This is a genomic window from Caulobacter sp. 05L422, from assembly GCF_056397765.1.
This window is the reverse complement of the sequence record NZ_JBFTOB010000001.1, coordinates 254,682-279,662: the sequence shown is the minus strand read 5'-3', so window position 1 is coordinate 279,662 and position 24,981 is coordinate 254,682. Positions and strand designations below refer to the sequence as shown.

At 70.5% G+C, this 24,981-nt stretch carries 18 protein-coding genes; 7 read left to right on the top strand and 11 right to left on the bottom strand.

What is annotated here, in order from left to right; genetic code table 11:
- Positions 1-85: 85 nt before the first annotated feature.
- The 4 genes from AC1DMQ_RS01100 to AC1DMQ_RS01085 form a co-directional block, all read right to left on the bottom strand.
- Entirely contained in the window at positions 86-856 is a 771-nt protein-coding gene (locus tag AC1DMQ_RS01100; protein WP_477031705.1) for a DUF4908 domain-containing protein, read from the bottom strand.
- Positions 857-995: 139 nt separating this feature from the next.
- Positions 996-2,225 carry a hypothetical protein gene (locus tag AC1DMQ_RS01095; protein WP_477031704.1) on the bottom strand — a complete coding sequence of 410 codons (1,230 nt, stop codon included), beginning with the start codon at positions 2,223-2,225 and terminating at the stop codon, positions 996-998.
- A 112-nt stretch (positions 2,226-2,337) separates the two neighbouring features.
- A complete protein-coding gene (locus tag AC1DMQ_RS01090) occupies positions 2,338-3,669 on the bottom strand; it encodes a hypothetical protein (RefSeq protein ID WP_477031703.1) in 1,332 nt (443 codons plus the stop codon).
- Between the two features lie 197 nt (positions 3,670-3,866).
- Entirely contained in the window at positions 3,867-4,469 is a 603-nt protein-coding gene (locus AC1DMQ_RS01085) for a GNAT family N-acetyltransferase (protein WP_477031702.1), read from the bottom strand.
- 242 nt (positions 4,470-4,711) lie between these two features.
- Here AC1DMQ_RS01085 and AC1DMQ_RS01080 point away from each other — a divergent pair, with 242 nt between their 5' ends.
- Complete coding sequence (locus tag AC1DMQ_RS01080) at positions 4,712-5,701, top strand: transporter (protein WP_477031701.1); 990 nt, start codon at positions 4,712-4,714, stop codon at positions 5,699-5,701.
- A gap of 18 nt (positions 5,702-5,719) precedes the next feature.
- On the opposite strand, the gene AC1DMQ_RS01075 is transcribed toward AC1DMQ_RS01080, so the two are convergent.
- A complete protein-coding gene (locus AC1DMQ_RS01075; protein WP_477031700.1) occupies positions 5,720-7,360 on the bottom strand; it encodes a hypothetical protein in 1,641 nt (546 codons plus the stop codon).
- Between the two features lie 195 nt (positions 7,361-7,555).
- Here AC1DMQ_RS01075 and AC1DMQ_RS01070 point away from each other — a divergent pair, with 195 nt between their 5' ends.
- Positions 7,556-8,863, top strand: coding sequence for an acyl-CoA dehydrogenase family protein (locus AC1DMQ_RS01070; protein ID WP_477031699.1), 1,308 nt, complete (start codon positions 7,556-7,558; stop codon positions 8,861-8,863).
- A gap of 79 nt (positions 8,864-8,942) precedes the next feature.
- Here the strand turns inward: AC1DMQ_RS01070 and AC1DMQ_RS01065 are convergent, their stop codons facing one another.
- Complete coding sequence (locus tag AC1DMQ_RS01065) at positions 8,943-10,031, bottom strand: hypothetical protein (protein WP_477031698.1); 1,089 nt, start codon at positions 10,029-10,031, stop codon at positions 8,943-8,945.
- Positions 10,032-10,311: 280 nt separating this feature from the next.
- A complete protein-coding gene (locus tag AC1DMQ_RS01060) occupies positions 10,312-11,358 on the bottom strand; it encodes a hypothetical protein (protein WP_477031697.1) in 1,047 nt (348 codons plus the stop codon).
- A 335-nt stretch (positions 11,359-11,693) separates the two neighbouring features.
- Here AC1DMQ_RS01060 and AC1DMQ_RS01055 point away from each other — a divergent pair, with 335 nt between their 5' ends.
- The 4 genes from AC1DMQ_RS01055 to AC1DMQ_RS01040 all read left to right on the top strand — a co-directional run bounded on the left by AC1DMQ_RS01055 (position 11,694) and on the right by AC1DMQ_RS01040 (position 16,500).
- On the top strand, positions 11,694-13,214 hold the full coding sequence (locus AC1DMQ_RS01055) for an AlkA N-terminal domain-containing protein (protein ID WP_477031696.1): 1,521 nt from the start codon (positions 11,694-11,696) through the stop codon (positions 13,212-13,214).
- On the top strand, positions 13,204-13,716 hold the full coding sequence (locus AC1DMQ_RS01050; protein ID WP_477031695.1) for a methylated-DNA--[protein]-cysteine S-methyltransferase: 513 nt from the start codon (positions 13,204-13,206) through the stop codon (positions 13,714-13,716). Before AC1DMQ_RS01055 ends, AC1DMQ_RS01050 begins: the two co-directional genes overlap by 11 nt.
- A gap of 99 nt (positions 13,717-13,815) precedes the next feature.
- Positions 13,816-14,664 (top strand): SMP-30/gluconolactonase/LRE family protein, encoded by an 849-nt coding sequence (locus tag AC1DMQ_RS01045; protein WP_477031694.1) that lies wholly within the window; start codon positions 13,816-13,818, stop codon positions 14,662-14,664.
- A gap of 72 nt (positions 14,665-14,736) precedes the next feature.
- Complete coding sequence (locus AC1DMQ_RS01040; protein ID WP_477031693.1) at positions 14,737-16,500, top strand: chloride channel protein; 1,764 nt, start codon at positions 14,737-14,739, stop codon at positions 16,498-16,500.
- Here AC1DMQ_RS01040 and AC1DMQ_RS01035 read toward each other — a convergent pair.
- From AC1DMQ_RS01035 to AC1DMQ_RS01020, 4 genes are all read right to left on the bottom strand, one after another.
- Positions 16,497-17,981 (bottom strand): CehA/McbA family metallohydrolase, encoded by a 1,485-nt coding sequence (locus AC1DMQ_RS01035; RefSeq protein ID WP_477031692.1) that lies wholly within the window; start codon positions 17,979-17,981, stop codon positions 16,497-16,499. The two genes, AC1DMQ_RS01040 and AC1DMQ_RS01035, sit on opposite strands and share 4 nt — an antisense overlap.
- A 75-nt stretch (positions 17,982-18,056) precedes the next feature.
- Positions 18,057-20,888: a TonB-dependent receptor gene (locus tag AC1DMQ_RS01030; protein WP_477031691.1), complete on the bottom strand. Its 2,832-nt coding sequence runs from the start codon at positions 20,886-20,888 to the stop codon at positions 18,057-18,059.
- Positions 20,889-20,962: 74 nt separating this feature from the next.
- Positions 20,963-21,913, bottom strand: a complete 951-nt coding sequence (locus AC1DMQ_RS01025; RefSeq protein ID WP_477031690.1) for a FecR family protein — start codon at positions 21,911-21,913, stop codon at positions 20,963-20,965.
- Positions 21,877-22,458, bottom strand: coding sequence for an RNA polymerase sigma factor (locus AC1DMQ_RS01020; protein ID WP_477031689.1), 582 nt, complete (start codon positions 22,456-22,458; stop codon positions 21,877-21,879). Before AC1DMQ_RS01020 ends, AC1DMQ_RS01025 begins: the two co-directional genes overlap by 37 nt.
- Positions 22,459-22,611: 153 nt before the next feature.
- Here AC1DMQ_RS01020 and AC1DMQ_RS01015 point away from each other — a divergent pair, with 153 nt between their 5' ends.
- Complete coding sequence (locus AC1DMQ_RS01015; protein ID WP_477031688.1) at positions 22,612-24,936, top strand: acyl-CoA dehydrogenase; 2,325 nt, start codon at positions 22,612-22,614, stop codon at positions 24,934-24,936.
- The last annotated feature ends 45 nt before the right edge of the window (positions 24,937-24,981 follow it).

The window sequence follows — 24,981 nt, the reverse complement described above, 5'->3', positions numbered from 1 at the left end:
CATGTATTCCACTACCCCAGGGTGATCGGCATCGCCCTGCAAATCCAGCCCTCAAGATGTTCATGGCGCGGATTGTCCGCCGGGCTCATCGCCCGCGCTTCAGCGCCCGCCCGATCCTGGCCGACGACGGCCGGCCCGCGACGCCCTTCTTCGGGTTCAGGACGATCACCAGGATCTCGCCGTCGACCTTGACGTCCGCCTTGTCGCCCAGCGCCAGGTTCACGCGCTTCCAGCGAGCCAGCAGGTCGCGCCGGCCCGATCGGTCCATGTCCTCGAACGCCTCGGCCACGACGGCGGCCGCGTCGGCGATCGGCCCGGCCGTCTCTGCGGTGGCGGTGTCGACCAGGGTCACGTTCATCGGATGCTGGGCGGCCCGGGTGGCGCGGTGGCCCGACACGACCAGCGCCCGGAACAGCGCTACGAACGACAGGGTGCGCCGGCCCGAAAGCGGCTCGCCCGGTCCAGCCAGCATCACGGCCTGGCCGTCCGGCGCCTGGCGGGTGAACAGGGTGAGGCCGCCCAGCTTGCTGGCCCTCAGCACGGTGTCGCCAACGTCGTTCTTGAACACCGTGTCGCCGCGCGGCGCGGGATGGCCTTCCAGCAGCCAGACCTCGTCACGGTTCTGGAACCTGAGCAGGGCCTTGGGACCCGTGCGGTCCAGGACAAAGCTGTCGCCGCCCTCGGTCCGGAAGCGTCCGCTGGGCGCGAACATCGGCTTGGCGCGCAGGCCCACCTGGGCCTCCAGCCGCTCCTTGAGGGTCTCGGCCGCGCTCGGCGACGCCGACCCCGACGCCAGCAGCAGCATCGACGCCGCGATCCACCAAGCCTGGTGGCGGCCTGAGCGCCGAGACGTCATCGTGAACGCTGTCCCACGAACCGCGCCCCGGAAAACCCGAGGCGTCATGAGATTGCCCGTCAACCTCGAAGGGCCAAGCTTGGCGCTTCCTCGCGGCGAAAGAATGTCACGCTTCGATCGGGTGTGGCCGGAGCTCCGCTCAGGCCACGGACGACACCGCCGCGCCGGTCTCGGGGGCCACCGACCAGTCGTGCAGCGGCAGGTTCAGCCAGGGCAGCTGGGTGGCGCCGACCGGCTTCTCCAGCAGGTCGGTGACCGCCTGGCCGGTGACGAACGGCGCGTGCTGCTCGATGCAGTGGTTCAGCTCGCGGCGGGTGCGCACGTCGGTGATCCCCTGCCAGACCTGCTTGCGGCGATAGATCGGCGCGTCGCGCATGAAGCGGTTCACCGCCGCCAGCCGGGTCGGCTCGTCCCCCTGGGGCAAGACCAGGGTGACGCTGCTGGCCAGGTCGCCGGGCAGTTCCTCGACCTGGAAGGCCGGATCGGTGACGCGCAGGTCCAGTCGGGAGAAGAACGGATCGAGCGCCCGCTTGACCTGGGACAGGGCCGAGAAGGACGGAGCGCGCGGCGTGTCGTAGATGGCGGCGGCCAGGCGGGCGCGCGAGCCTCGGGGCAGGGCCTCCAGATGCGGCAGCAGCGCGGCCCGAGCCCCGGGCTTGACGATGGTCGAGAAGCTGATCGGGAAGAACATCACCCCGACGGGCACGGCGGCCAGGGCCTCGGCGGCGGCGCCCAGGACCAGGATGTCGTCCTCGGGCCGGTCGACCTCGACGCCAGCCGCCGACAGGCCGAACGCGGAGGAAACCTGGGCCTGTCGCCAGACCGCCATGCTGCCGATGAACACCTGTCGGGGGCCGTGATAGACGCCGCGATAGCCGACCCGGGCCGGCGGACCGGCGCTGGCCTCCAGCGGCGCCAGGGCCGCCAGTTCCTCCATGGTCGGCGCGCCGTGGATCGGTCCGCCCTGGGGCACGACCGAACTGATCTCCGTCGGCGTGATGCGGCAGACGCGCCCGGCGATCGAGCCGTCGTCCTCGCCCGCCAGCAGGGCCTTGAGCTCGGCCGCGTGAAGGCCGGCGAAACGCATGACGTCGGTCTGGTCGCCTTCGAACATCAGCAGGGCGATGTCGCCCTCGCCCTTCTCGCCGAACAGCTTGAACTGCAGGTCGCGGGCCAGGGCCTGCAGCTCGCGGGCGTCCAGCTTGGTGGCGCGCGGGTCGGCCAGGACGAACGAGAACGGGGCCACCAGCCCATAGCGGCGCGGCCACAGCCAGGTGGTCTCCAGATAGGCGCCAGCCACCTTGCCGACCAAACCGGCCATGGTGTCGTTGTCGGCGAACCGCAGTTCGTCGCCCACGAAGACCTTCAAGCACGCGATCGCTGTCATGCGGGCAGGATGCACGGGGAAGGTTAGCGGAATCCGGATGCGCGCGAGGAATTGTCCGCGACCCACTGTCGCGGAGGACGCCGGGCCGAGGTCGCTAGGCGACCTTCAGCGGCAGGCCCTGGGCCGGGGCGGCGCCGATCGGGCTGGCCATCAGGTCGCTGATCGCCGGACCCGAGACGAAGCGCAGGCCGGCGGCGCGGCAGGCTTCCAGTTCGCGGGCGTCGCGCAGGCCGGTCACCCCTTGTCGAACCCCCTTCGCGCGATAGGCGCTCTGGGCCGAGGCGAACTTGGCGATCGCCTCGACGCGGATGCGCAGGTCGTCGTCCGGCAGCGTCAGGGTGATGCTGGTGGCCAGGTCGCCCGGCAGGGTGCCGACCGGGAAGTTCGGCTCGGTGATGTTCAGGTCGATGAAGGCGAAGTGCGGCTGCAGGAACGTGCGGATCTGGTTCAGCAGGCCCAGCGAAGGCTCGCGCGGGGTGTCGTAGATCGTCGCCCCCAGGCGCGCCTGCATGGCCATCGGATAGCGCGACAGCCGGCGCTTGTAGGCCTCTTGCGAGGCTGGGCTGGTCAGGTTCCAGAAGCTGAACGGCACGAACAGCATGCCCGCGTCGCCGGCCTTGGCGAAGGCGGCCTGGGCGTCGTTCAGGCAGTTGAGATCGCGGGACAGTAGGGCGGCGTCCTCGGTGGGACGCGGGCCCAGCAGGTCGGACCGCAGGCCGATCACCGCGCCGACGAACGATTCCGACGGCGGATGATACAGGCCCCACCAGCCGGTGGCGGGCGGGGGCGGCGGCTTGGGCTTGTCGGGCGCCGACGAGGGCTTGGGCTTCGTCGCGGCGGCGGCCGGCGGAGCGGCCGAGGGCKCGGCCAAGGGCGCGGCCGAGGGAGCGGACTGAGCGGCGGCCGGAGCGGGTTCGGCGGCCGGAGTCGCGGCGGGCGCGGCTTCGGCGGCGGGCGCGCTCTGGGCCAGCTCCGTCTGGGCCAAGGCGGCGTGCAGGGCCTCGTCGACCACGGCCTCGCTCGGCGCGCTGGGCACGGCGCGGATCTCTTCGGCGGTGATCACCTGGACGTGGCCGGCCGGACCGGCATAGCCGCGGCCGGCGATCAGGCTGGCCAGCGAGGCCTGGGACAGGCTGGCGAATTGCAGGACGGCGGACTCGTCGCCCTCGAAGGTCAACAGGCAGACCTGGCCGGCTTCGCGGCCGGGGAACAGGCCCGCTTCCAGCTCGACGGCCAGGGTCTGCATCTCGACCGGATCCAGGCTTTCGGCCTTGGTGTCGGCCAGCACGAAGGCCAGGGGCGCGACGGCGCCGTAGCGGCGCGGGGCCTTCCAGCGATGCTTGAGATACAGGTCCGCGGCGGCTTCCACCTGGGACACCGGGATGTTCCGACCCGCCTCGGCGGTCCCGGCGACCAGAATTCTCAAGCACGCAATAGCCGTCATGGAGCCGGAAACTACGCGCGAAAGCTTGGCGAAATCTTTACGAGAACATAGCTAACGCCATCTTTACCTCAAAGATCAGCGTTCTTCGCAAAACCGTGACAATTGGGCGCGGTTTCGCGGTGAAAACATCCCCTTCACCCGCCACGCTCGAACAAGGGCTGGGACTATGAGCCCAGCCCCTAGGCGAACGTCTCCTGCAGGCGGAAGTCCAGGCGCTGCTTGACCCCCGGCCAGTCGGCGTCGGTGATCGAGAACACGGCGGTGTCGCGCACGTGGCCGGTCCAGGTGATCTTGTGGTTGCGCAGCACGCCTTCGCGGTCGGCGCCCAGCTTCTCGATCGCCGCCTGGCTGCGGCTGTTGCGCTCGTCGATCATGAACTCCACCCGGATCGCGCCGGCGTCGAAGGCATGGCCCAGCATCAGGCGCTTGGACTCCGGATTGACCGGGCCCGAACGGGCGTCGGGGTGCAGGAAGGTCGAGCCGACCTCCAGACCCTTATGCAGCTTGCGGATGTTCAGGTAGCTGGAGGTGCCGACCACCTTGTTGTCGCTCAGCCGGCGGATGGCGAAGCCGATCCGCTCGCCGCGCTGGGTCTCGCCCTTCAGCGCGCCCCACCAGTCGGCGAACCCCTCGCCGCAGCCGTTGGTCGACATGATCTCCCAGCTGGCGGGATCGCAGTCGATCGCGCCCTTCAGCTCGGCGCGCAGGTCGCCGGCCATTTCGAGGGTGATCGGTTCCAGCCGGACGTAGCGGCCTTCGAGGGGGTGAATCTGGATGTTCATGGGCGGGACAATGGCCTCGACCGGCGGCGCCGCGCAAGGCGGGTCCGAACGGATTGGCGCCCCTTCTTTCGGCCGTGGTGGTTCTTTGCGCTCGGGAAGACGGCGTCGAGAGTGAAGAGCGGCGCGCGCTGCTGACACATCCCGACACCCCGAATGCGCAAGTTCCGGGCGGCGGCGACGCGCGCGACCGCTTAACGACGACCTGTGGCCGCCCAAGGCCGCGACGCCGAGGGGAGAAGGCCATGATTTCGAACATCCGACGGACCCGCCTGGGGACCGCATCGCTGCTGGCCGGACTGGCCCTGACCGCCCCCGCTCTCGCCGACAACCTCGGCTCGCCGCGCCAGTCGCTGGACGATGCCTGGTGGACTGGACCGATCCTGGCCTCGGGCGCCTCGACCCTGCCCAAGGGCCGGGCCCTGATCGAGCCCTATCTGTACGACGCCAAGCCCTACGGCGTGCTCGACGGCGAGGGCAAGCGCCACGACGTGGCCGATTCCGACACCTTCGGCTCGCTGACCTATCTGCTGTACGGCGTCACCGACACCTTCACCGCCGGCATGATCCCCCGCTTCGGCTACGCCAAGGCCGGCGGCCGCTCAAGTTCGGGCGTCCAGTTGGGCGACCTGACCGTCCAGGGCCAGTACCGCCTGACCCAGTGGAAGGAGGGCGGCCGCACTCCGACCATCTCGCTGATGCTGCAGGAGACCCTGCCCACGGGCCGCTACGACAAGCTGGACGACCGCCCCAACGACGGCTTCGGCAGCGGCGCCTACGCCACCACCCTGGGGGTGAATTCCCAGACCTATTTCTGGACGCCGAACGGCCGGATCCTGCGCACCCGCCTGAACTTCGCCTACACCCGCTCGGGCCATGCCGACGTCGAGGGGGCCAGCGTCTACGGCACGCCAGCCGGCTTCGACGGCCGCGCCAGGCCGGGCGACTCGTTCATTGTCGACCTGGCGTTCGAGTACAGCATCACCCGCCAGTGGGTGGCGGCCATGGACATCGCCTACCAGCGCGACGCCTCGACCACGGTGTCCGGCGTCGACGGGGCGGGCGCGGCCTACGAGCGGCGCTCGCCGGTCAGCCAGGCCCTGATCCTGGCCCCGGCCGTCGAGTACAATTTCAGCCCCGTCCTGGGCGTCATCGCCGGGGCCCGCATCGTCCCGGCCGGCCGCAACACCACCGCCTCGGTGACCCCGGTGATCGCGGTGAACTACGTGCTGTAGCGTCGCCGCATCGGCGGATCAGGGCCAGGCCGCCGTGATCGCGATCCGCTTGCCGACGGGGTCCTCGCCGGTCGCCGTCCGCGCCGACGCCACGAACCGCGGCGTCAGATCCAACAGCGCCTTGCCGAGGGCCTCGCTGGCCTCCCGGGTCTTGTCCCGGTTCTTCGTGCCCTCGACCATGTTGAGCAGCGTGGTTCCGCTCATGCGGACGGGACCCAGGCTGCAGTCGGACAGGGTGTAGGCGCCCGTGATCGAGCACAGGATCGTGGCCTCGGCGGGCGCGTCGGAGGCGTAGGCCCTGGCGATGTCCTCTCGGGTGGGCGCCCTGCGCCACAGCATGTCGCGCGGCGGGATCGCGGCCGGGCGCATCGCGGAACCGTCGGTCGACCAGTCGATCGCCGACTCGACCCAGCGGCCGGCCGTGTCCTCGCCGGTGGCCGCCTTCTTCTCGGGCAGATAGAATTGCATCAGCGCCAGGTGCGCCTCCTCCAGGCCCCGGCCGGCGGGAGAGACGATGCCGGTCTTGCAGGCGGTCAGGCGATAGTCGGCCGTGACCACGCAGTGGATGATCGAGACGCCTTTCTCCCCGGGCTTGAGGGCTCCGGCCGGCAGGGCCGCGCGGATGCGCCGGCGATCGGGCTCATTGGCCCAGCGCATGAAGCCCGCGTGGATCGTCGGCTTGGCGCGAAGCGCCCGAAACGCCGGGTCCTCGCCGGGCGCGTCGACATAGGCCAGAAGCTGGGCCATGGACGCCAGACTCTTGAGCGGCGCCTGTCCCTGACAGACCGCGCCCGCCAGCGCCTTGCTCGCCCCTTCGCCTTCCACCTTTCGGCCCGGCCCCGTCGGCAAAGCCCGAGGCTCCCGCTCCGAGCCGGCATGGGGCCAGCGCGCCGTGGTGACGAGCGCCAGGCTCCCGCCCCGGCAGTCGGCCTGGAAATCGCGATAGGCGAACACCCGTCGGGTCTTGTCGTCGCCCAGGCCCACGACCCACACCGACCGGCCGGTGACCAGGTCGCCGGCGCGCTTGACGGTGGACGGCATGACGAACACCGCGCGCGCGCCCTGCGTCCAGACCAGGTTCTGGAGCAGATAGCGTCCGCTCGCCTCCACGGGCGTATCGGTCATGAACGGGGCTTGCCCGATCGTCAGCATCGCCGGGCGCGCGAACGCTTCGGCCGCGCTCTTGTAGCCAAGCCGCTGGACGGCGTCCTGCAGGACGGCCGCGGGCGAGGCCGATCGGAACGCGCCTGAGGAAATGGTCTCGCCGTCGCACAGGCCGCGCGCGATCAGGTCGACGGCGGGATCCTCGTCGAACGACCAGGCCGACCACGCGGCGGGCGCGCCGCTCGTCGGCTTCAGCGCTATGTCCTCGGGCCTGGACCAGCCCTGCGAAGGCTGGGCGCGACGAAGGCGCCATTCGCAGTCGAGCGCGACCTTGCTCGTGGAGGCGTAGGCGTCGTCGCCGTACTTGTTGCGGGCGACCCGCGCGATCTCGATCTCCAGGGCGCCGTCGACCCGCGTGACGGCGTCCGCTCGCCAATAGCTGACGGCGCGGGCCATCTCGCCGGGCCGGGTCTCGACCAGGCTCCACTCGGCGGCGGCCACGCATGGAACGCCGCATAGGGCGGCGACGATCACCATGGCGATGGTCTTGCGCATTCGTGGATCCCCCTCGTCTCCGCGCCGCTTACGGCCCGTTCAGCCCAAGGTCAACACCGCCCCATTCACGCGTCGGGCGCGAGCCCGACCCGGCGCGCCGGACCTCGGCCAACCCGCTTGCCGTCCGCGTCACTTCGGTGCTAGAAGAGTTTCAAACAAGCGTTTGACAGCACAAGAACGGGACCGGGAAACGCCATGGATTTCGAAATCTCCGCCACCCAGCGCAGCTTCCTCGACCGCGTCACGGCGTTCATGGAAGAGCACATCCGGCCCGCCGTCCCGGTCTACGAGGCCGAGATGAACGTGCTCGGGGCCGAGCGCTGGAAGGTCGTCCAGGTCGTCGAGGAACTCAAGGCCAAGGCCAAGGCCGCCGGCCTGTGGAACTTCTTCATGCCGCCCCACAGCGGCCAGGTCCATGTCGACGACACCTTCCAGTTCGAGGGCGTCCAGCTGACCAATCTCGAATACAGCCTGATCGCCGAACAGCTGGGCAAGATCGGCTTCGCGTCCGAGGTCTTCAACTGCTCGGCGCCCGACACCGGCAACATGGAAGTGTTGATGCGCTACGGCACGCTGGAGCAGAAGGAGCGCTGGCTGCGCCCGCTGATGAACGGCGAGATCCGCAGCGCCTTCCTGATGACCGAGCCGGCGGTGGCCAGCTCCGACGCCACCAACATCGAGACCCGCATCGAGCGCGACGGCGACTTCTACGTGATCAACGGCCGCAAGTGGTGGTCGTCGGGCGTGGGCGATCCGCGCTGCAAGGTCGCCATCGTGATGGGCAAGACCGACCCCGACAACGCCAGCCGCCACCAGCAGCAGAGCCAGATCCTGGTGCCGATGGACGCCCCCGGCATCGAGATCGTCCGCATGCTGCCGGTGTTCGGCTATGACGACGCCCCGCACGGCCACGCCGAGGTCATCCTCAAGGACGTGCGCGTGCCCGTTGAGGAAGGCCTGCTGCTGGGCGAGGGCCGCGGCTTCGAGATCGCCCAGGGGCGCCTGGGCCCCGGCCGCATCCACCACTGCATGCGCACCATCGGCACTGCCGAGGTGGCGCTGGAGAAGATGGTCAAGCGCCTGATGAGCCGGAAGGCCTTCGGCAAGTACATCTCCGACCACTCGGTCTGGGAAGAGCGCGTCGCCGAGGCCCGCATCAACATCGAGATGTGCCGCCTGCTGTGCCTGAAGGCCGCCGACATGATGGACAAGGCCGGCAACAAGTCGGCCCGCCTGGAGATCGCGATGATCAAGGTCGCGGCCCCGCGCCTGGCCCTGAAGATCATCGACGACGCCATCCAGGCCCACGGCGGCGGCGGCGTGACCACCGACTTCGGCCTGGCCAAGGCCTATGCCGGCATCCGCACCCTGCGCCTGGCCGACGGCCCGGACGAGGTGCACGAGCGCACGATCGCCCGCATGGAATACGGCAAGTACGGCGACCTGGCCTACCAGCAGAAGGCCGAGCGCGAGCGGGCCCGGGAAGTGGCCGGGATCCGCTAGGGTCCGCTCTCCGCGCTGAAATGACGAAGGCCTCCCGGATCGCTCCGGGAGGCCTTTTCCTTCCGCGGCTGGACGCCCGTTACTTCGGATAGGCGGACGAAGGTCCCCAGGCCCCGGCCTCGGTCGGATCTGACGCATCGATCGCCGCCACCGTCTGGCCGCCCACCGGGATCATGAAGCCCGGCGCCCGACGCGGAACCGGACTGGCCGCCGGGGCGGCCGGGGTGCGCGGCGCGCCGACCGCCTCGCTGACGCATTGGGCGGTGTCGGTCAGGGCGTGCTGGCCCAGGCAGTAGACGTCCTCGTAGTGCGGACCCGCCACGGCCAGGCACTGGTAGAGGTTCAGCTTGGCCATCTTCATGCAGCCCGCGCTCTTCTCCTCGCTCATGATGTTGTCGAGGTCGCCGACACTGTCGTCGTCGGCCGCGCCCAACAGCGCCAGGGCCGCCAGGGCCGCGGCCCGCACGGTCACCGGCGTGAACACCGCCCCGCCCTCGCCGCCGCCGCCGAAGCCGCCGCCCTCGCGCGGGGCGGTCGCCGCCTGGATCAGCCGGCCGGTGTCGTCCTCTCCGGGATTGAAGAAGGCGGCCGACATCGCCTTGATCCTGGCCAGACGGCCGGCGGTGTCGGAGATCGGGCCCTTGGACCAGTCCTGGCGCTGGACGTCGTAGGCGGCCTTCTTGACCGCGCGGCCGGTGATCCCCAGCGGCGCGGCGCGTTGCAGCAGGGCCGCCTGGGCCCGACCGGCGGCCGCGCCTACGCCCTCGATCTCGATGACGCTTTCGGGATCGTCCCGCAGGCGGGCGACCAGCACCTCGCGCGGGACGTCGCGCGTGGCCCGGCGGACGCCGTCGATGAACGCTTGCTCCTGCAGGGCCGCGATGGCCCCGTAGGCGATCATGCCGGCGTCCAGTTGCTCGGGCTGGTAGGCCCCGCCCTTGGTCAGGGCCTCGGCGACGCCGCCGCCGTTCTCGAACGTCGCCGAAATGGCCACGGCGCCGCGGGTGTAGGTTTCGAAGGCGCTGGCCGCGGCGACGACGTCACGGGCCAGGCTGACGCCGGGCTCACCCCGCTCCTGGCGAGCGACCGCTCCTCCAGCGGCCAGGGTGGCGGACACGGCGACGGCGGCGATGAGCGCGCTCGTCGCCCAAAGGACTGACTGTTTCATCTTGATAGCCCCAGGCTGAACCTCAGCCCCTACTAGACGTCCCTCGCGATTGAACATTCCCGAATATTCTTACCAAATCGAGCTTTATGGTTCATGTATTGGACCATTTTACTGCGCGCTTTTGTCGCGGTAAGGTATTCCACCGGTGATGAATAGGGATTCTACTGAGGAAATGTCGACTACTCGACATTTCTACTCTGGTTAATACAGGCGCAGGGCGCGGCCGGCGTCGCCATCCTCGCGCCCTGACGCGAGGATGACGGGCACGGACGAAGGCGGACTAGTTCCCCGCCGGGACCGGCGAACTCATCGCCGCCACGGCCTGGCCGGCCGTCGGGATCATGAAGCCCGGGACCGGACGCGGCGCCGGCGTCGCCGCCGGAACCGCCGCTCCGCCCGCCGCGCCGGTGACGCACTGGGCGGTGTCGATCAGGGCGTGCTGGCCCAGGCAGAAGACGTCCTCGTAGTGCGGACCGGCCACGGCCAGGCACTGGTAGAGGTTCAGCTTGGCCATCTTCATGCAGAAGCCGCTCTTCGGCTCGTGCATGACCTTGTCCAGCCTGGCGACGTCCTCGTCGCCGGCCGCGCCCAGCACCGCCAGGGCCGCCAGGGCCGAGGCCCGCACGGTCACCGGGGTGAAGGCCGCGCCGCCCTCGCCGCCCCCGCCGAAGCCGCCGCCCTCGCGCGGAGCGGTCGCCGCCTGGATCAGTCGGCCCGCATCCTCGTCGCCGGGGGCGAAGAAGGTCGCCGACATCGCCTTGACCTTGGCCAGGCGGCCGGCGCTGTCGGCGATCGTGGCCTTGGACCAGCCCTGGCGCTGGACGTCGTAGGCCGCCTGCTTGACCGCCTTGCCGGTGACGCCGAGCGGCGCGCCGCGCTTGAGCAGGGCCGCCTGGGCCCGGCCGGCGGCGGCGCCGACGCCGTCGATCTCCAGGACGCTGTCGGGATTGGTTTCCAGGCGCTGGACCAGCACCTCGGCGGGCGTCTCGCGCGCCGCCTGGCGGACGCCGTCGATGAAGGCCTGCTCCTGCAGCGCCGCGATGGCGCCGTAGGCGATCATGCCGGCTTCCAGCTGTTCGGGCTGGTAGGCCGCGCCCTTGGCCAGGGCGTCGGCGACGCCGCCGCCGCTCTCGAACGCCGCCGAGATGGTCCCCGCGCCGCGGGTGTAGGTTTCGAAGGCGCTGGCCGCGGCGACCACGTCGCGGGCCAGGCTGACGCCCGGCGCGCCGCGCTCCTGGCGGGCGACGGCCCCTCCCCCGACAAGAGAGGCGGAGATGGCGACGGCGGCGACCAGCGCGCTCGTCGCCCAGATGACAGGATATTTCATGGTGATGGCCCCAGACCGAACTTGAGGCCTATTGGGCGATCATCGCGGTTGATCACCTTCTAATGTTCATGCCGAATGGCACGTTAAGGTTCGTGTATTGGACCGTTTTGATCGCGCATTTTGTCGCACCTAAGCTTACACACCAGCGGCAATGTCGACTTCACATCACTATTCGTGGAAATGTCGATGAATCGACACTTTCAACGCCAACACTACTTGTCGCGCGAAGATTGCACGCGGGTGGCGACACCCGCGCCCGCCGGCACTCAGACGTTGCTGATGACGACGTCCGAAAACCGCGAGACGTCGCCCCGCCCGGGGTTATGATCGAACGCATGGATCTCGACCCCGACGTTTGCTACCGCGCCATCCAGACCCGCGACGCCCGCTTCGACGGCCGGCTGTTCGTGGCCGTGAAGACGACGGGCATCTACTGCCGGCCGGTGTGTCCGGCGCGCACGCCGCTGCGCCAGAACGTCACCTTCCACGCCAGCGCCGCCTCGGCCCAGGAGGCCGGCTACCGCGCCTGCCTGCGCTGCCGGCCCGAGACCTCGCCGCAGCTGGGGGCCTGGAACGGAGCGTCCAACACGGTGAGCCGCGCCCTGGCCCTGATCGAGGCGGGCGCGCTCGACTCTTCTTGCGAGACTGGGGGCGACGTCGAGACCCTGGCCGAGCGGGTGGGCGTCGGCGGGCGGCAGTTGCGGCGGCTGTTCCTGCAGCATCTGGGGGCGACGCCTGTAGGGGTGGCCCAGACCCGGCGGGTGCTGCTGGCCAAGCAGCTGATCCACGAGACCGACCTGCCGATGGGCGAGGTGGCCCTGGCCGCCGGCTTCGGCAGCGTGCGGCGCTTCAACGAGACCTTCCAGCAGCTCTACGACCGACCGCCCGCCGCCCTGCGCCGGAGGAAGGCGCTCCCCGCGCCGGCCGGAGAAGCCATCTCCCTGACCCTGCGCTACCGCCCGCCCTACGACTGGGACGGCATGCTGGCCTTCCTGGCCATGCGCGCGATCCCCGGCGTCGAGCATGTCGACGGCAACGTCTATCGCCGGGTGATCGCCCTGGACGGCGCGGCCGGGACCATCGCCGTGACGCCGATCGGCGGCGACCGGCTGAACGTGGCGGTGCGCTTCCCCAAGCCCTCGGCCCTGCCGCGCATCCTGGCCCGGGTGCGCGGGGTGTTCGACCTGTCGGCCGACCCGGTCGGTATCGGCGAGGTGCTGTCGCGCGACCCGGACCTGGCGCGGATGGTGGCCCTGCGGCCCGGCCTGCGGGTGCCCGGCGCCTGGGACGGCTTCGAGCTGGCGGTGCGGGCGATCCTGGGCCAGCAGATCACCGTCGTGCAGGCCCGCAAGCTGGCCGGCGACCTGGTCGCCGCGCACGGCGAGCCGCTGGCCGAGACTTCTCCCGGATTGGGGGCGGAGCCGGGCCTGACCCACGCCTTCCCTTCGGCCGAGCGAATGGCCGCCGCCGACCTGTCCGGCATGAAGATGCCCGGCGCCCGCATCCGCTGCCTGTCGGCCATGGCGGCGGCGATCGCGGCCGATCCGAACCTGCTGGCCCCGAACGCCAGCCTGACCGAGATGGTCGCCCGCCTGCGCGCCCTGCCCGGCATCGGCGAATGGACGGCCCAGTACATCGCCATGCGCCAGCTGCGCGAGCCCGACGCCTTCCCGGCCGCCGACGTCGCCCTGATGCGCGCCCTGGCCGACGCCGACGGCGTTCGCCCGACTGCGGAAAAGCTGCTGGCGAGGGCCGAGGCCTGGCGGCCCTGGCGGGCCTACGCCGCCCTGCACCTCTGGGCATCGCTGGCGGACGAGGGCGCGCCGCCGGTCCGGAAGGTCAAGCGTGCGGCCTGAGGTCCTGGCGCTGGACGTCCTGGCCACCCCGATCGGCGAGATCGACGTGGTCACCGACGCGCAAGGACGGCTGCGGGTGCTGGAGTTCCACGACCAGCCCCAGCGCCTGGCCCGGGCCCTGCGCCTGCACCACCGCGGTCAGGCGGTGGAGACCGGCGCGGCGGCCACGGCGGTGCGCGACGGCCTGGCGGCCTATTTCGCCGGCGAGCTGGCGGCGCTCAGGACCGTGCCCTGGACGATTGGCGGCACGGCCTTCCAGCGGCAGGTGTGGAACGCCCTGGTCGAGATCCCGCTGGGCGAGGCGACCAGCTACGCCCGCCTGGCCGAGCGGATCGGCCGCCCCAGCGCCGTGCGCGCCGTCGGCATGGCCAACGGCGCCAACCCGATCGCCGTCGTCGTGCCCTGCCACCGGGTGATCGGAACCGGCGGCGCCCTGACCGGCTACGGCGGCGGGATCGAACGCAAGCGCTGGCTGCTGGCGCACGAGGGCGTCCAGCCCTGATCGGCGCCGTTCGTCGCTTTCCACCGACATTTCGAAGACGCCCTGTCGAAATCGCGCCTCCCGCCGCGTCCTAGGGAGATGACCCCTCAGGAGCGCGCCATGACCATTCCCGTCCTCGAAGCCCGGACCCTGCTGAACGGCCTGGTGATGGGCGAGTCGCCGCGCTGGTGGAACGGGCGGCTGTGGATCTGCGACTGGGGCGCGCGGGAGCTGGTGACGGTCGACATGGCCGGCTGTCGCGAGACGATCGTGCCGGTCGACGCCCTGCCGTTCTGCATCGACCCCCTGCCCGACGGCCGGCTGCTGGTCAGCGCGGCGGGCCAGGTGTCGTACATGGCCCCGCATCGCCAGTTGAAGCCCTATGCCGACCTGTCGAACCTGTCCGACAAGCCCTGGAACGAGATCGTGGTCCACAATCGGGGCCACGCCTACGTCAACAACATCGGTTTCGACTTCCCGCACGGCGAGGTGACCACCGGGATCATCGCCCTGGTCACGCCGAACGGGGCGGCGCGCCAGGTCGCCGACGGGCTCGAGTTTCCCAACGGCATGGCGATCACGCCCGACGGCAAGACCCTGATCGTGGCGGAGTCCTACGGCCAGCGCCTGACCGCCTTCGACATCGCTCCCGACGGCGGCCTGTCGAACCGGCGGGTCTGGGCGGAGGTCGACGGCCATCCGGACGGCGTCTGCCTCGATGCCGAGGGGGCGGTCTGGTACGCCGACGTGCCGGGCCGCTGCTGCGTGCGGGTGGCCCAGGGCGGACGGGTGCTGGCCCGGGTCGAGGCCGATCGCGGCTGCTTCTCCTGCGCCCTGGGCGGGCCGGACGGCACGACCCTGTTCATCGTCGCCGCCGACTGGCGCGGACCGCAGGGCATGGGCGACCCGGCGCGGACCGGCGTGGTGCTGACCGCCCGGGCTCCGGTCGGCGCGGCCGCCCGCGCCTAGCACCGCAAAGCCCCGCGTTGCCTCGCCCCGCGCAGCCCGTAAGATGGGCCGTCCCGCGGAACCCTTGGCGTCATGCAGCTTTCCCTTCCGACCACCACCTCCGTGCGCTGGCTGAGCTGGCTGCGGCGGCGGATCCGGTCCAGCGAGCTGTGGCTGATCGCGGTGGCCATCCTGATCGGCGCCGGGGCCGGAGCCCTGGCGGTGCTGCAGGCCAAGCTGGCCCACGGCCTGCAGGTGCTGCTGTTCGCCATCGAAATGGACGCGCGGCTGAGCGCCCAGAGCGTGATCGCCCCATGGCGGCTGCTGGCCATCCCGATCGGCGGCCTGGTGCTGGGCGTGGCCACCTGGGCCTGGCTGAAATATCGCCCCAAGCCCGCCGTCGACCCGGTCGAGGCCAACGCCCTGCACGGCGGCCACCTGTCGATCCGCGACAGCACCTTCATCTGTGGCCAGACCCTGCTGTCGAACGGGGTCGGCGCCTCGGTCGGACTGGAGGCCGCCTACGCCCAGGCCGGGGCGGCCATCGCCTCGTTCGCCGGCCAGCGGCTGAACCTGCGCCGGGCCGACATGCGCACCCTGGTCGGGGCCGGGGCCGGGGCCGCCATCGCCGCCGCGTTCGGCGCGCCCCTGACCGGGGCCTTCTACGCGTTCGAGATCGTCATCGGGGCCTACACCGTCGCCAACCTGGCGCCCGTGGCCGCCGCCGCGCTGGCCGCGGTGCTGGTGGCCGGACGGATGGGCGGCCTGCCCTATCTGCTGAAGACCTCGACCCCGGCCGTGCAGTCCTGGTTCGACTACGGCCTCTACGCCCTGCTGGGCGTGGTCTGCGCCTTCGCCGGCATCGCCCTGATGCGGCTGGTCGCCTCGGCCGAGGGACTGGTCGGCAAGTCGAAACTGCCCAAGACCTTCCGGCCGATGATCGGCGGCGTGGCCCTGGCGGCCATGGCCCTGATCACCCCCCAGACCCTGTCGGCCGGCCACGGCGCGGTGCACGTCAACCTGACCGCCGACCTTGGCCTGCGGATGCTGCTGATCCTGCTGGCCATGAAGGCCCTGGCCAGCGTGGTGTCGCTGAGCTTCGGCTTCCGGGGCGGCCTGTTCTTCGCCTCGCTGTTCCTGGGGGTGCTGGTGGGCCAGATCTTCGCGGCCCTGACGGTGTTCGTGCCCTGGCTGCCGTCGCTGGACCCGACGGTGGCGGCCCTGGTCGGACTGGGCGCGTTCGGGGTCGCCGTGGTCGGCGGGCCCTTCACCATGTCGTTCCTGGTGCTGGAGGCGACCGGCGACTTCACGGTGGCCGCCGCCGCCCTGGTCGCCTCGCTGATCGCCAGCGCCATCGTGCGCGAGACCTTCGGCTATTCGTTCTCGACCTGGCGGCTGCACCTGCGCGGCGAGACCATCCGCAGCGCCCACGACGTCAGCTGGATGCGCCCCCTGACCGCCGGGCGGATGATGCGCAAGGACGCCAAGACCATCCCCGCCGAGGCCACCCTGGCCGAGTTCCGCCGCCGCTATCCGCTGGGCTCGACCAAGCGGGTGGTGGCCCTGGACGCCACGGGCCGCTACGCCGGCATCGTCCGCACCGCCCTGGCCTACGCCCACCCCGACGACAGCGAGCTGCCCGTGGCCACGCTGGTGCTCTACGCCGACACCGCCCTGTCGCCCGACGAGTCGATCAAGGACGTCATGCGCGCCTTCGACCACACTCAGGCCGACGAACTGGCCGTGGTCGACGCCAACCGCGAGGTGATCGGGATCCTGTCGGAGGCCTACGCCACGCGGCGCTACGCCGAGGAGCTGGACAAGGCGCGGCGCGAGCTGACGGGGGAAGCGGGCTAGCGTCGCGAACCTTCTCCCTTTGGGAGAGGGGTTAAGTAGATCGGGTTGCCGATCAGCAGCAGCCGTCCCTGGGCGTCGCGCAGGTTCAGCCGCACCCAGGTGGCCTTGTCGCCCATCTTCACCGTGAGGGCGCCGGTCGGGCCCACGGTCACCGCAAGCTTGGCGCCGTCGCGGATCACCTCGAGGCCCGACATCTCGCCGCCGGTCAGGGACGCCGTGAAGGCCACCGCCTCGCCCGGCTTGGCGGTCAGGACGCCACCCATCACCGCCTGGCCGGACCTGGCACGGGCGGTCAGGTCCAGCGTGCGGTCCTTGGTCCCGTCCAGGTCGATGAACACCCGCCCGGCGCGGATCCCGGCCAGGATCCCGGCCGTCGACAGCTCTTCGGCATGGACCACCGTGGTCGGGCGACCGACGGCGCCGGGGGTTTCGGGGGGCAGGCCGGCGTCGTGGTTGTCGCTGCCGCCGACGGCGGTGATGCGGTGGCCGGCGTTCAGCTGGGCCTCCCAGAACGGCACGCCGAACAGCGGCCCCTCGGCCCCGCCGCCCTGGGCGCGCTGCGAGCCGCCGTTGGCGACCTCGATCGACTGCACCTGGTCATAGTCCGTGTCCGGAACGGTCCAGCCGCAGCCCATGCACATCTCGCCCGACGGCGAGCTGGGGTGGTTGATCGAGAACACCCCGCCGGCCGCCGCGACGGCGCTCTGCAGCGCCTTGATGGTCGGCACGCTGGGATCGCCCAGGCGGAAGTCGATGAAGGCCGTCGGGCCGAAGACGTTGGCGTGGCCCTGGAAGGTGGTGACCTCGCGGCCGGGGATCAGCAGCAGCTGGTCGAAGGCCGGCTGCAGTTCGGCCATCGCCTCGTAGTGGCTGGTGGTGTTGTGGTCGGTGATGGCGATGAAATCCAGGCCGCGGGCCTTGGCCGCCTCGACGGTGCGATAGACCGGACACGGCGCGCGGACGCCGGACTGCGCCAGGCACGAGCCGTCGCTGTGGGCGGTGTGCATGTGCAGGTCGCCGCGATACCAGCCGGGCGCGGCCTTCAGCGGCGCGGCCGCGAAGCTGGTGGTTGCGGGGCCGCGCTCGAAGGTGATCCTGGCCTCGTAGGCGGCGCTGGAGCCGGGCCGCGCGTTGGGCACGCCCAGCAGCAGGGTCCATCGCCCGGCCGGCAGCGGGCCGGGCAGGTAGCTGGGGGTGGCGTCCTCGGTCGAGAGCGTGAAGCGCTTCTTGTTGCCGCCGCTCCAGCCACGGAACCGCACCGGGTCCAGCAGGCCCAGGTCGACGACGGTCTTCTGGTCGCGGGCGTAGTCGACCTCGACGGTCAGGCGGGTGACGCCGTCGGGCACGTCGAAGGTCACGGGCTTATAGGTCTGGTGGTCGGCGCCCAGCACCTGTCCGGTCAGGACCAGGTCGGGCTTGGCGGTTTGCGCCCAGGCCGGGGCCGCCAGGAAGAGGAAGATCAGCGCCAGCCAACGGACCATTGTTCGGCTCCCTAAAAAGGCGGGCGACCGGTGTAAACCGGCCGCCCTAGTCGAGGGGAATTCAGGGGAAGAAGACTAGAAGCGGTACATCAGCGCCGCGCGGAACGAGCGGCCGAACTCCGGCCGGCCGATGCCGTACAGGGCCCCGGCCTCGCCGCTGATGATCTGGCCGGCGCGCGGGTTGCCCTCGGTCAGGCCCAGCTCGTCGAACAGGTTGTTGCCGTAGGCGTAGACCGTCAGCGCGTCGGTGATGTTGTAGCGGACCGTCGCGTTGACCAGGGTGTAGGCCGGCAGCTTGGAGCTGTTGGCCGCGTCCGAATAACGGTCGTCGTAGCGCTCGACGCTGGCTTCCAGCCGCAGCTTGCTGTCGATCAGGTTCAGGCCCGGGGTCAGGCGGAACGAGGTCTTGGGCACGCGGATCAGCTGGTTGCCCGTGAAGTCGCGGGTGCGGCTGGCCGTGGCCGCCGGCGGCTTGACCTGGCAGGTCGGGTCGGACGCGGCGACCGTGCAGGCCTCCTCGAACTTGTAGTCGCCGAACTCGGGGTTCTGCAGCGTGGCGTTGAAGCGCAGGTCGAACCACGAGACCGGACGCACCACGCCTTCCAGTTCCAGGCCCAGGGTCTTGGTGTCGGTGACGCTGGTCTGGCTGACATAGGCGCCGGTGGTCGGGTTGAACACCAGGCTGCCGAAGCCGAGGTTGTCGTAGGTGGTCTGGAAGGCCGTGGCGTAGAGCTCGATCTTCGGGGTCACCCATTTGAAGCCCAGCTCCGACAAATCCATGGTCTGGACCGTGCCCGTCGAGTTGGTGGCGTTGGTGATGTAGTCGCCCAGCGACGGCAGGCGGAAGGCCGAGGTGAAGCGGCCGAACATGCCCATCTCGTTGTTGAACTTGTAGTCGACGCCGATGGTCCAGCCGGCGTGGTCGAACTTGCGGTCCAGGCGGTCGTAGGCGCCCGTGCCGGCCAGCACGGTGTCGTCGGCCGGGGTCGGCGACTGGCCGAGGTTCTTGGTCGCGGACCGCTCGCTGCGGCCTTCGAACTCGATCTTCTCCCAGCGCACGCCGGCGTCGATGCGCAGCTTGGGCGTGATGCTCCACTCGTCGGTCAGGTAGAGGGCGACGGTGTTGGACTTGCCGTCGCCGTTGGCGAACTCGGCGCCGTAGCGGCTGATGCCGTTCTCGGTGAAGCTGTAGAGCGCCTTCCCGGCGGCGTCGACGGCCACCAGGTCCAGGCGGCGGGCGTTGCTGCGCACGTCCAGCAAGGCGTTGGCCGAATAGCGGTTGAAGGCCTCTTCCACGTGGGCGGTGTAGACGCCGAAGGCCACGTCGTGGCTCTGGTCGCCGAACTGGAACTTGTGGGTGACGCGGGCGTCGTTGATCAGCTCGTCCAGCGGCACCGAGACGTAGCGCAGCGAGCCGTCGATCACGAGACCGTTGCCGTTCTGGCCGGCGCCGGTGGTCTGGAAGACCTGGTCCGGCGTGGTGCTGTAGCGCAGCTGCAGACCGACGGCGCCGGGAATGACCTGGCCCAGGTTGGCGGCGTTGTTGTTGGCCTTCAGGAAGTCGGCCTGCACCTGGGCCATGCGCGCCGTTCCCAGCACCGGGGTGTTGGGGAACAGGCCGATACGCTTGGACTCCGAGGTGCGGTAGCGCAGCGTGTCCGAGAAATGCCAGCCGTCGAAGGGCTCGTACTTGAAGATCGCCGTGGCCTGGGTCAGCTCGACCTCGGTGCCGCGCGTCAGGTCCCAGTCGAACGGACCGGTCGGGCCGCGCAGGGTCAGGTGGGCGGTTTCCGGGCCGGCCAGGGTGCCGGTCAGCGGGTCGAAGCCGGGAGCGGCGCTAGGGTCGCCGGCGGCGTTGAACTTCAGCGGCACGCCCGCGAACAGGATGACGTTGTCGTCCAGGTGCTTCAGGTTGAACTCGATGCTGCCGCGCTCGAACTCGCGACCGGCCTCGACGCGCCACTGATAGCCCTTGTTGGCCGTGAAGCCCGGGTCGCGGATGCCGTCTTCCTCGCGCCAGAAGCCGCCGACCGAGGCGTGCCAGCCGGCCGCCAGCGGGCCGCCGTAGAACAGGTCGACGCGCTTGGTGCCGTAGTCGCTGATCTGGACCTTGGCCAGGCCTTCCGGCGTGTCGCCGCCCTTGCGGGTGATGAAGTTGACCGTGCCGCCGGGGGCGTAGGAGGCGAAGATCGACGAGGGGCCGCCGCGCACCACTTCGATGCGGTCGATGGTCTCGTCCAGGCGGAACGACTGGTCTGCGTTCAGATAGCCCAAGCCGCCGTCATGCTGGATCGGCGCGCCGTCTTCCTGCAGGGCGATGGCCGAATAGCCTTCCTGCGGGATGCCGCGGGCCCGGATGTTGGCGCTGGCCTCGCCGCCCGAGGCCTCGACCCAGAAACCGGGCACGGCCTTCAGCGCGTCGGCCACGCCCATCGGCGAGCGCAGGCGCAGCGACTCGGCGCTCATGGTGGTGACCGCGTAGCTGGTCTCCAGCCGGGTGCGGGCGTCCGAGCCGGCGCGCGAGGTGACGATGATCTCGCCGACCATGTCAGCCGGCGCGTCGGCCAAAGGGGCCGAGCCCTTCTGGCGCAGGGTGATGACCTGGGCGTTGGCCGAGGCGATCTCCAGTTCGCTGCCGTCGATCAGCCGGCGCAGGGCCTCCTCGCGGCCGTAGGCGCCCTTCAGCCCCGCGGTGCGGTGGCGGGCGGCGACGTCGTAGGGGAACATCAGCTGGACGCCGGCCTGGCGCGAGAAGGCGTTCAGGGCGGCGGCGGTGTCGCCGGCCGGAATGTCGAAGGTCACGCGCGCGGCGGCTTGAGCCTGGGCGGCGGCCGGGACGATGGAAACCAGGGCCGTGGTGGCCAGCAATGCGCATGCGCCGATGCGCAGGCCCAAGGTCTTGATCATAGGAGAGCCCCCTTGTCGTTGGATCGCCGTGATCGGCGTCTCGAACGGCAAGACGGGGGAGCGGGGCAAAACCCCTATCGAGATTTAAGAAGAATTCGCGACGGCCCGTCCTCGACGATCCGTACACCGAAGGTCGTGCGCAGGGCGTCCAGGAAGCTGTCGGGGTCGCCGGTCAGGAAGCGGCCGCCCAGGCGCAGGGTCCCGGCCTTGTCGTCGCCGATCACCAGCTTGCGGGTCAGGTAGCGATTGTATTCCTCGACCGCGACCGACAGGGCCTGGCCCTCGAAGACGATCTCGCCGCGCCGCCAGGCCTGGACCGTCTGGACCTCGGCCTCGGGGGTGGCGACCACGTCGATGTGGTTGGCGGTGATCTCCAGCGCCTGGCGGGCGTCGGCCGGTCCGGTGACCTGGGCCTGGGCCGCGCCCGAGGCGGTCCGCACCGCCGCCTGGCCGGCCAGCACGATCAGGTCCAGCCCCGCGGGGCGCAGGCGGGCGTTGAATTGGCCGGCGGCCAATCGGGCCAAACCTTGGGACGTGAACAGCTCGAACGGCCGCAGGCTGTCGTGGACGACCATCAGCGCCGCCTCGCCGCGCGACAGCCACAGCCGCCGCCGCTTGCGGTCGAACCGCCAGAAGACCTCGGTGTCGGTGTTCAGCTCGACCGAGCTGCCGTCGGGCAGGGCCAGGGTCCGGCGCTCGCCCACCCCGGTGACCACGCGGTCGCGCAGCAGCACGTCGCGGCCCAGCCAGGCGCCGCCGACCAGGCTCGCCGCCAGGGCCGCGCCGCCGCCGGCCAGCCAGGTGCGGCGGCTGGGCCTGGGAGTCGTCTGGTCGTCGGCGTCACGCAGGGCGTCGAGGCGCGTCCAGGCGCTGGCCACCTCCGCGAAGGCCGCCGCGCGGCGAGGATCGGCCTCGCGCCAGGCGTCCAGGTCCTGTTCGGAAGCACGACCGGCGTCGAGACGCGCCAGCCACAGCGAGGCCTCGGCGATCAGCGCGTCTCTGTCTTGATCGCCCGGTTGCGCCATGAACTCGATCGTTTCTCGATACTGCGGCCATCGCCCGTGGCCAGGGCCTTGGTCAAGAGCTTGAGGCCCTTCGCAAGGTGTTTCTCGACTGTAGAGACGGACAAGTTCAACCTAACCGCTATCTGTCCAGGCGACAGGCCGTGCATTTTTCGCAAGGTCAGCACTTTTCGGCACTGGACGGGCAGGCGTTCCAGCGCCGCCAGCACCATGTCCAGCTCCTGGCGGGCGCTGGTCACCGCATAGGCGTCCGGCGCCGGGTCGGGCAGAGCGTCCATCTCCAGCACCCCGATCTGACGGATGCCCACCACCTTGGCGCGGCGGAAACGTTCGAAGGCCAGGTTGCGGATGATGGTCATCACGAACCGCTCGGGAGCCTCCAGCCGCCGCCACTCGGCCACGCCCAGCACCTTGGCGTAGGCTTCCTGCACCAGGTCCTCGGCATCGCCCTCGTCGCCGACCAGCTTGCGGGCGTAGGCGCGGTAGTTGCTGGCGTAGGGCAGCACGCTGGCGGCGAACCAGCGGTCGATGTCACGAAGCCAAGCCATGGAAGACGTCCCGCCCCCTCATCGCGCGCCAGGGTCATGAAGCGCTGCACTAACCGCATCGTGTGTCGATTTGCTGACAGGCCGCTTGCGGCCGGCGGGGAGCCCGTCGCGTCGCGAGGCGTTTGAGCACCATCGCAGTTTCGAGGTGGCGTCATGACCAGCAGCTTCAACTTCCGCCGGGACCTGATCACCCGTCCGATCCTGCAATGGGCGCGCGGGGTGATGCCCGCCCTCTCGCAGACCGAGCGCGAGGCGATCGACGCCGGCGACACCTGGTGGGACGCGGCGCTGTTCACCGGCGATCCGGACTGGAACGAACTGCTGGCCTTCCCGGCCGCCAAGCTGCGTCCCGACGAGCAGGCCTTCATCGACGGACCGGTCAACACCCTGTGCGCCATGGTCAACGACTGGCAGATGACCTGGGAGACCCGCGACCTGTCGCCGGAGGCCTGGGCCTATCTGAAGAGCCAGAAGTTCTTCGGCATGATCATCCCCAAGGAATACGGCGGCCTGGGCTTCAGCGCCTACGGCCACGCCGAGATCGTCCGCAAGATCGCCACCCGCTCGGCCTCGGCGGCGGTGACGGCGATGGTCCCCAACTCGCTGGGCCCGGGCGAGCTGATCATGAAGTTCGGCACCCAGGCTCAGCGCGACGAATGGCTGCCGCGCCTGGCCGACGGCCGCGAGGTGCCGGCCTTCGGCCTGACCAGCCCCGAGGCGGGCTCCGACGCCGGCGCCATGGTCGACGAGGGCGTGGTCTGTCGCGGGACCTGGAAGGGCCAGGACGTGCTGGGCATCCGCCTGAACTGGCACAAGCGCTACATCACGCTCGGTCCGGTCTGCACGGTGCTGGGCCTGGCCTTCAAGCTGAAGGATCCGGACCACCTGCTGGGCGGCGTCGAGGACATCGGCATCACCTGCGCCCTGGTGCCCACCGACACGGCCGGGGTCGAGATCGGCCGCCGCCACCTGCCCGCCTTCCAGACGTTCCAGAACGGTCCCAACTGGGGCAAGGACGTCTTCATCCCGATGGACCTGGTGATCGGCGGCGCCGAGCGCGTGGGCCAAGGCTGGATGATGCTGATGACCGCCCTGGCGGCCGGGCGCGGCATTTCGCTGCCGGCCATGTCGGGCGCGGCGGCGGCGTTCAGCGCCATGACCACCGGGGCCTACGCCCGGGTCCGCAGCCAGTTCCACGTGCCGATCGGCAAGTTCGAGGGCGTGCAGGAGCGCCTGGCCCGCATCGCCGGCAACGCCTACCTGCTGGACGGCGCGCGCCGCCTGACCTGCACGGGCCTGGACCTGGGCCACCATCCGTCGGTGATCTCGGCCCTGCTGAAGTCGGGGGCCACCGAGCGGATGCGCGTGGTGATCAACGACGCCATGGACGTGCACGGCGGCAAGGCGGTGATCGAGGGGCCGCGCAACTACATGGGCTCGCAATACCGGGCCATTCCCGTCGGCATCACGGTCGAGGGCGCCAACATCCTGACCCGCAGCCTGATGGTGTTCGGCCAGGGCGCGATCCGGGCCCATCCGTTCATGCTGCAGGAGATCCTGGCCATCGGCGAAGAGGACCGAACCAAGGGCCTGGCCGACTTCGACGCGGTGTTCTGGAAACACGTGGCCCACGCGGTCCGCACGGGCCTGCGGGCCTGGGGCCGCAGTTGGACGAACGGCGCCTTCGCTCCCGCGCCGGACGCCGGCCGCGCCTCCAAGTTCTATCGCCAGATGGGCCGCTACAGCGCCGCCTTCGCCCTGACCTCCGACATCGCCCTGCTGACCCTGGGCGGCGCGCTGAAGCGCAAGGAGATGCTGTCGGGCCGTCTCGGCGACATCCTGGCCGAGCTCTATTTCCTGTCCGGAGCCCTGAAGCGCTGGGAGGACGAGGGCCGCCAGGACGCCGACTTCCCGCTGCTGCAATGGTGCATGGAAACGGGCTTCGCCACCATCGAGCAGCGCTTCGACGAGGTGTTCGCCAACCTGCCCAACGTGCTGGCCGGCTGGCTGCTGCGCGCGGCGATCCTGCCGCTGGGACCGCGCCGCCGAGGGCCGTCGGACAAGGTCACCACCGCCTGCGCCGAGCTGCTGCTGGCGCCGTCCGAGACCCGCGACCGGCTGATCGAGAACGTCTATGTCGGCGGCAAGGACGAGGCGGTCGGCCAGCTGATCGACGCCTTCGAACGCGTGGTCGCCACCCAGCCGATCCACGACCGCCTGCGCGCCCAGAAGATCCGCCAATGGAAGGACGGGGTCGAGGGCGGCTGGGTCACGGCCGACGAGATCGCCGCCCTAGAGGCCGCCGACAAGGCGGTGGCGGCGGTGATCGAGGTCGACGACTTCGCGCATGACGGGTTGGCGATGCGGGCGGCGTCGGAGGCGCGGTTGGCGAAGCGTCCGATCTGGACCGACGGCGTGACGCAACGGCCTGAGCTCGATGTCGAGGAGCAACGGACGTTCGGCGGCGTGACGCTGTAATCTTGAACCCTCTCCCCATGGAGAGGGTTTCCAAATGCAGGCTTG

What these genes read in the sequence shown, in the direction of transcription:
- AC1DMQ_RS01100 (WP_477031705.1), bottom strand. Translation starts at nt 856, where the DNA reads ATGACGTCTCGGCGCTCAGGCCGCCACCAGGCTTGGTGGATCGCGGCG.
- AC1DMQ_RS01025 (WP_477031690.1), bottom strand. Translation starts at nt 21,913, where the DNA reads ATGGCGCAACCGGGCGATCAAGACAGAGACGCGCTGATCGCCGAGGCC.
- AC1DMQ_RS01045 (WP_477031694.1), top strand. Translation starts at nt 13,816, where the DNA reads ATGACCATTCCCGTCCTCGAAGCCCGGACCCTGCTGAACGGCCTGGTG.
- AC1DMQ_RS01080 (WP_477031701.1), top strand. Translation starts at nt 4,712, where the DNA reads ATGATTTCGAACATCCGACGGACCCGCCTGGGGACCGCATCGCTGCTG.
- AC1DMQ_RS01060 (WP_477031697.1), bottom strand. Translation starts at nt 11,358, where the DNA reads ATGAAATATCCTGTCATCTGGGCGACGAGCGCGCTGGTCGCCGCCGTC.
- AC1DMQ_RS01075 (WP_477031700.1), bottom strand. Translation starts at nt 7,360, where the DNA reads ATGCGCAAGACCATCGCCATGGTGATCGTCGCCGCCCTATGCGGCGTT.
- AC1DMQ_RS01040 (WP_477031693.1), top strand. Translation starts at nt 14,737, where the DNA reads ATGCAGCTTTCCCTTCCGACCACCACCTCCGTGCGCTGGCTGAGCTGG.
- AC1DMQ_RS01055 (WP_477031696.1), top strand. Translation starts at nt 11,694, where the DNA reads ATGGATCTCGACCCCGACGTTTGCTACCGCGCCATCCAGACCCGCGAC.
- AC1DMQ_RS01020 (WP_477031689.1), bottom strand. Translation starts at nt 22,458, where the DNA reads ATGGCTTGGCTTCGTGACATCGACCGCTGGTTCGCCGCCAGCGTGCTG.
- AC1DMQ_RS01035 (WP_477031692.1), bottom strand. Translation starts at nt 17,981, where the DNA reads ATGGTCCGTTGGCTGGCGCTGATCTTCCTCTTCCTGGCGGCCCCGGCC.
- AC1DMQ_RS01085 (WP_477031702.1), bottom strand. Translation starts at nt 4,469, where the DNA reads ATGAACATCCAGATTCACCCCCTCGAAGGCCGCTACGTCCGGCTGGAA.
- AC1DMQ_RS01065 (WP_477031698.1), bottom strand. Translation starts at nt 10,031, where the DNA reads ATGAAACAGTCAGTCCTTTGGGCGACGAGCGCGCTCATCGCCGCCGTC.
- AC1DMQ_RS01015 (WP_477031688.1), top strand. Translation starts at nt 22,612, where the DNA reads ATGACCAGCAGCTTCAACTTCCGCCGGGACCTGATCACCCGTCCGATC.
- AC1DMQ_RS01070 (WP_477031699.1), top strand. Translation starts at nt 7,556, where the DNA reads ATGGATTTCGAAATCTCCGCCACCCAGCGCAGCTTCCTCGACCGCGTC.
- AC1DMQ_RS01030 (WP_477031691.1), bottom strand. Translation starts at nt 20,888, where the DNA reads ATGATCAAGACCTTGGGCCTGCGCATCGGCGCATGCGCATTGCTGGCC.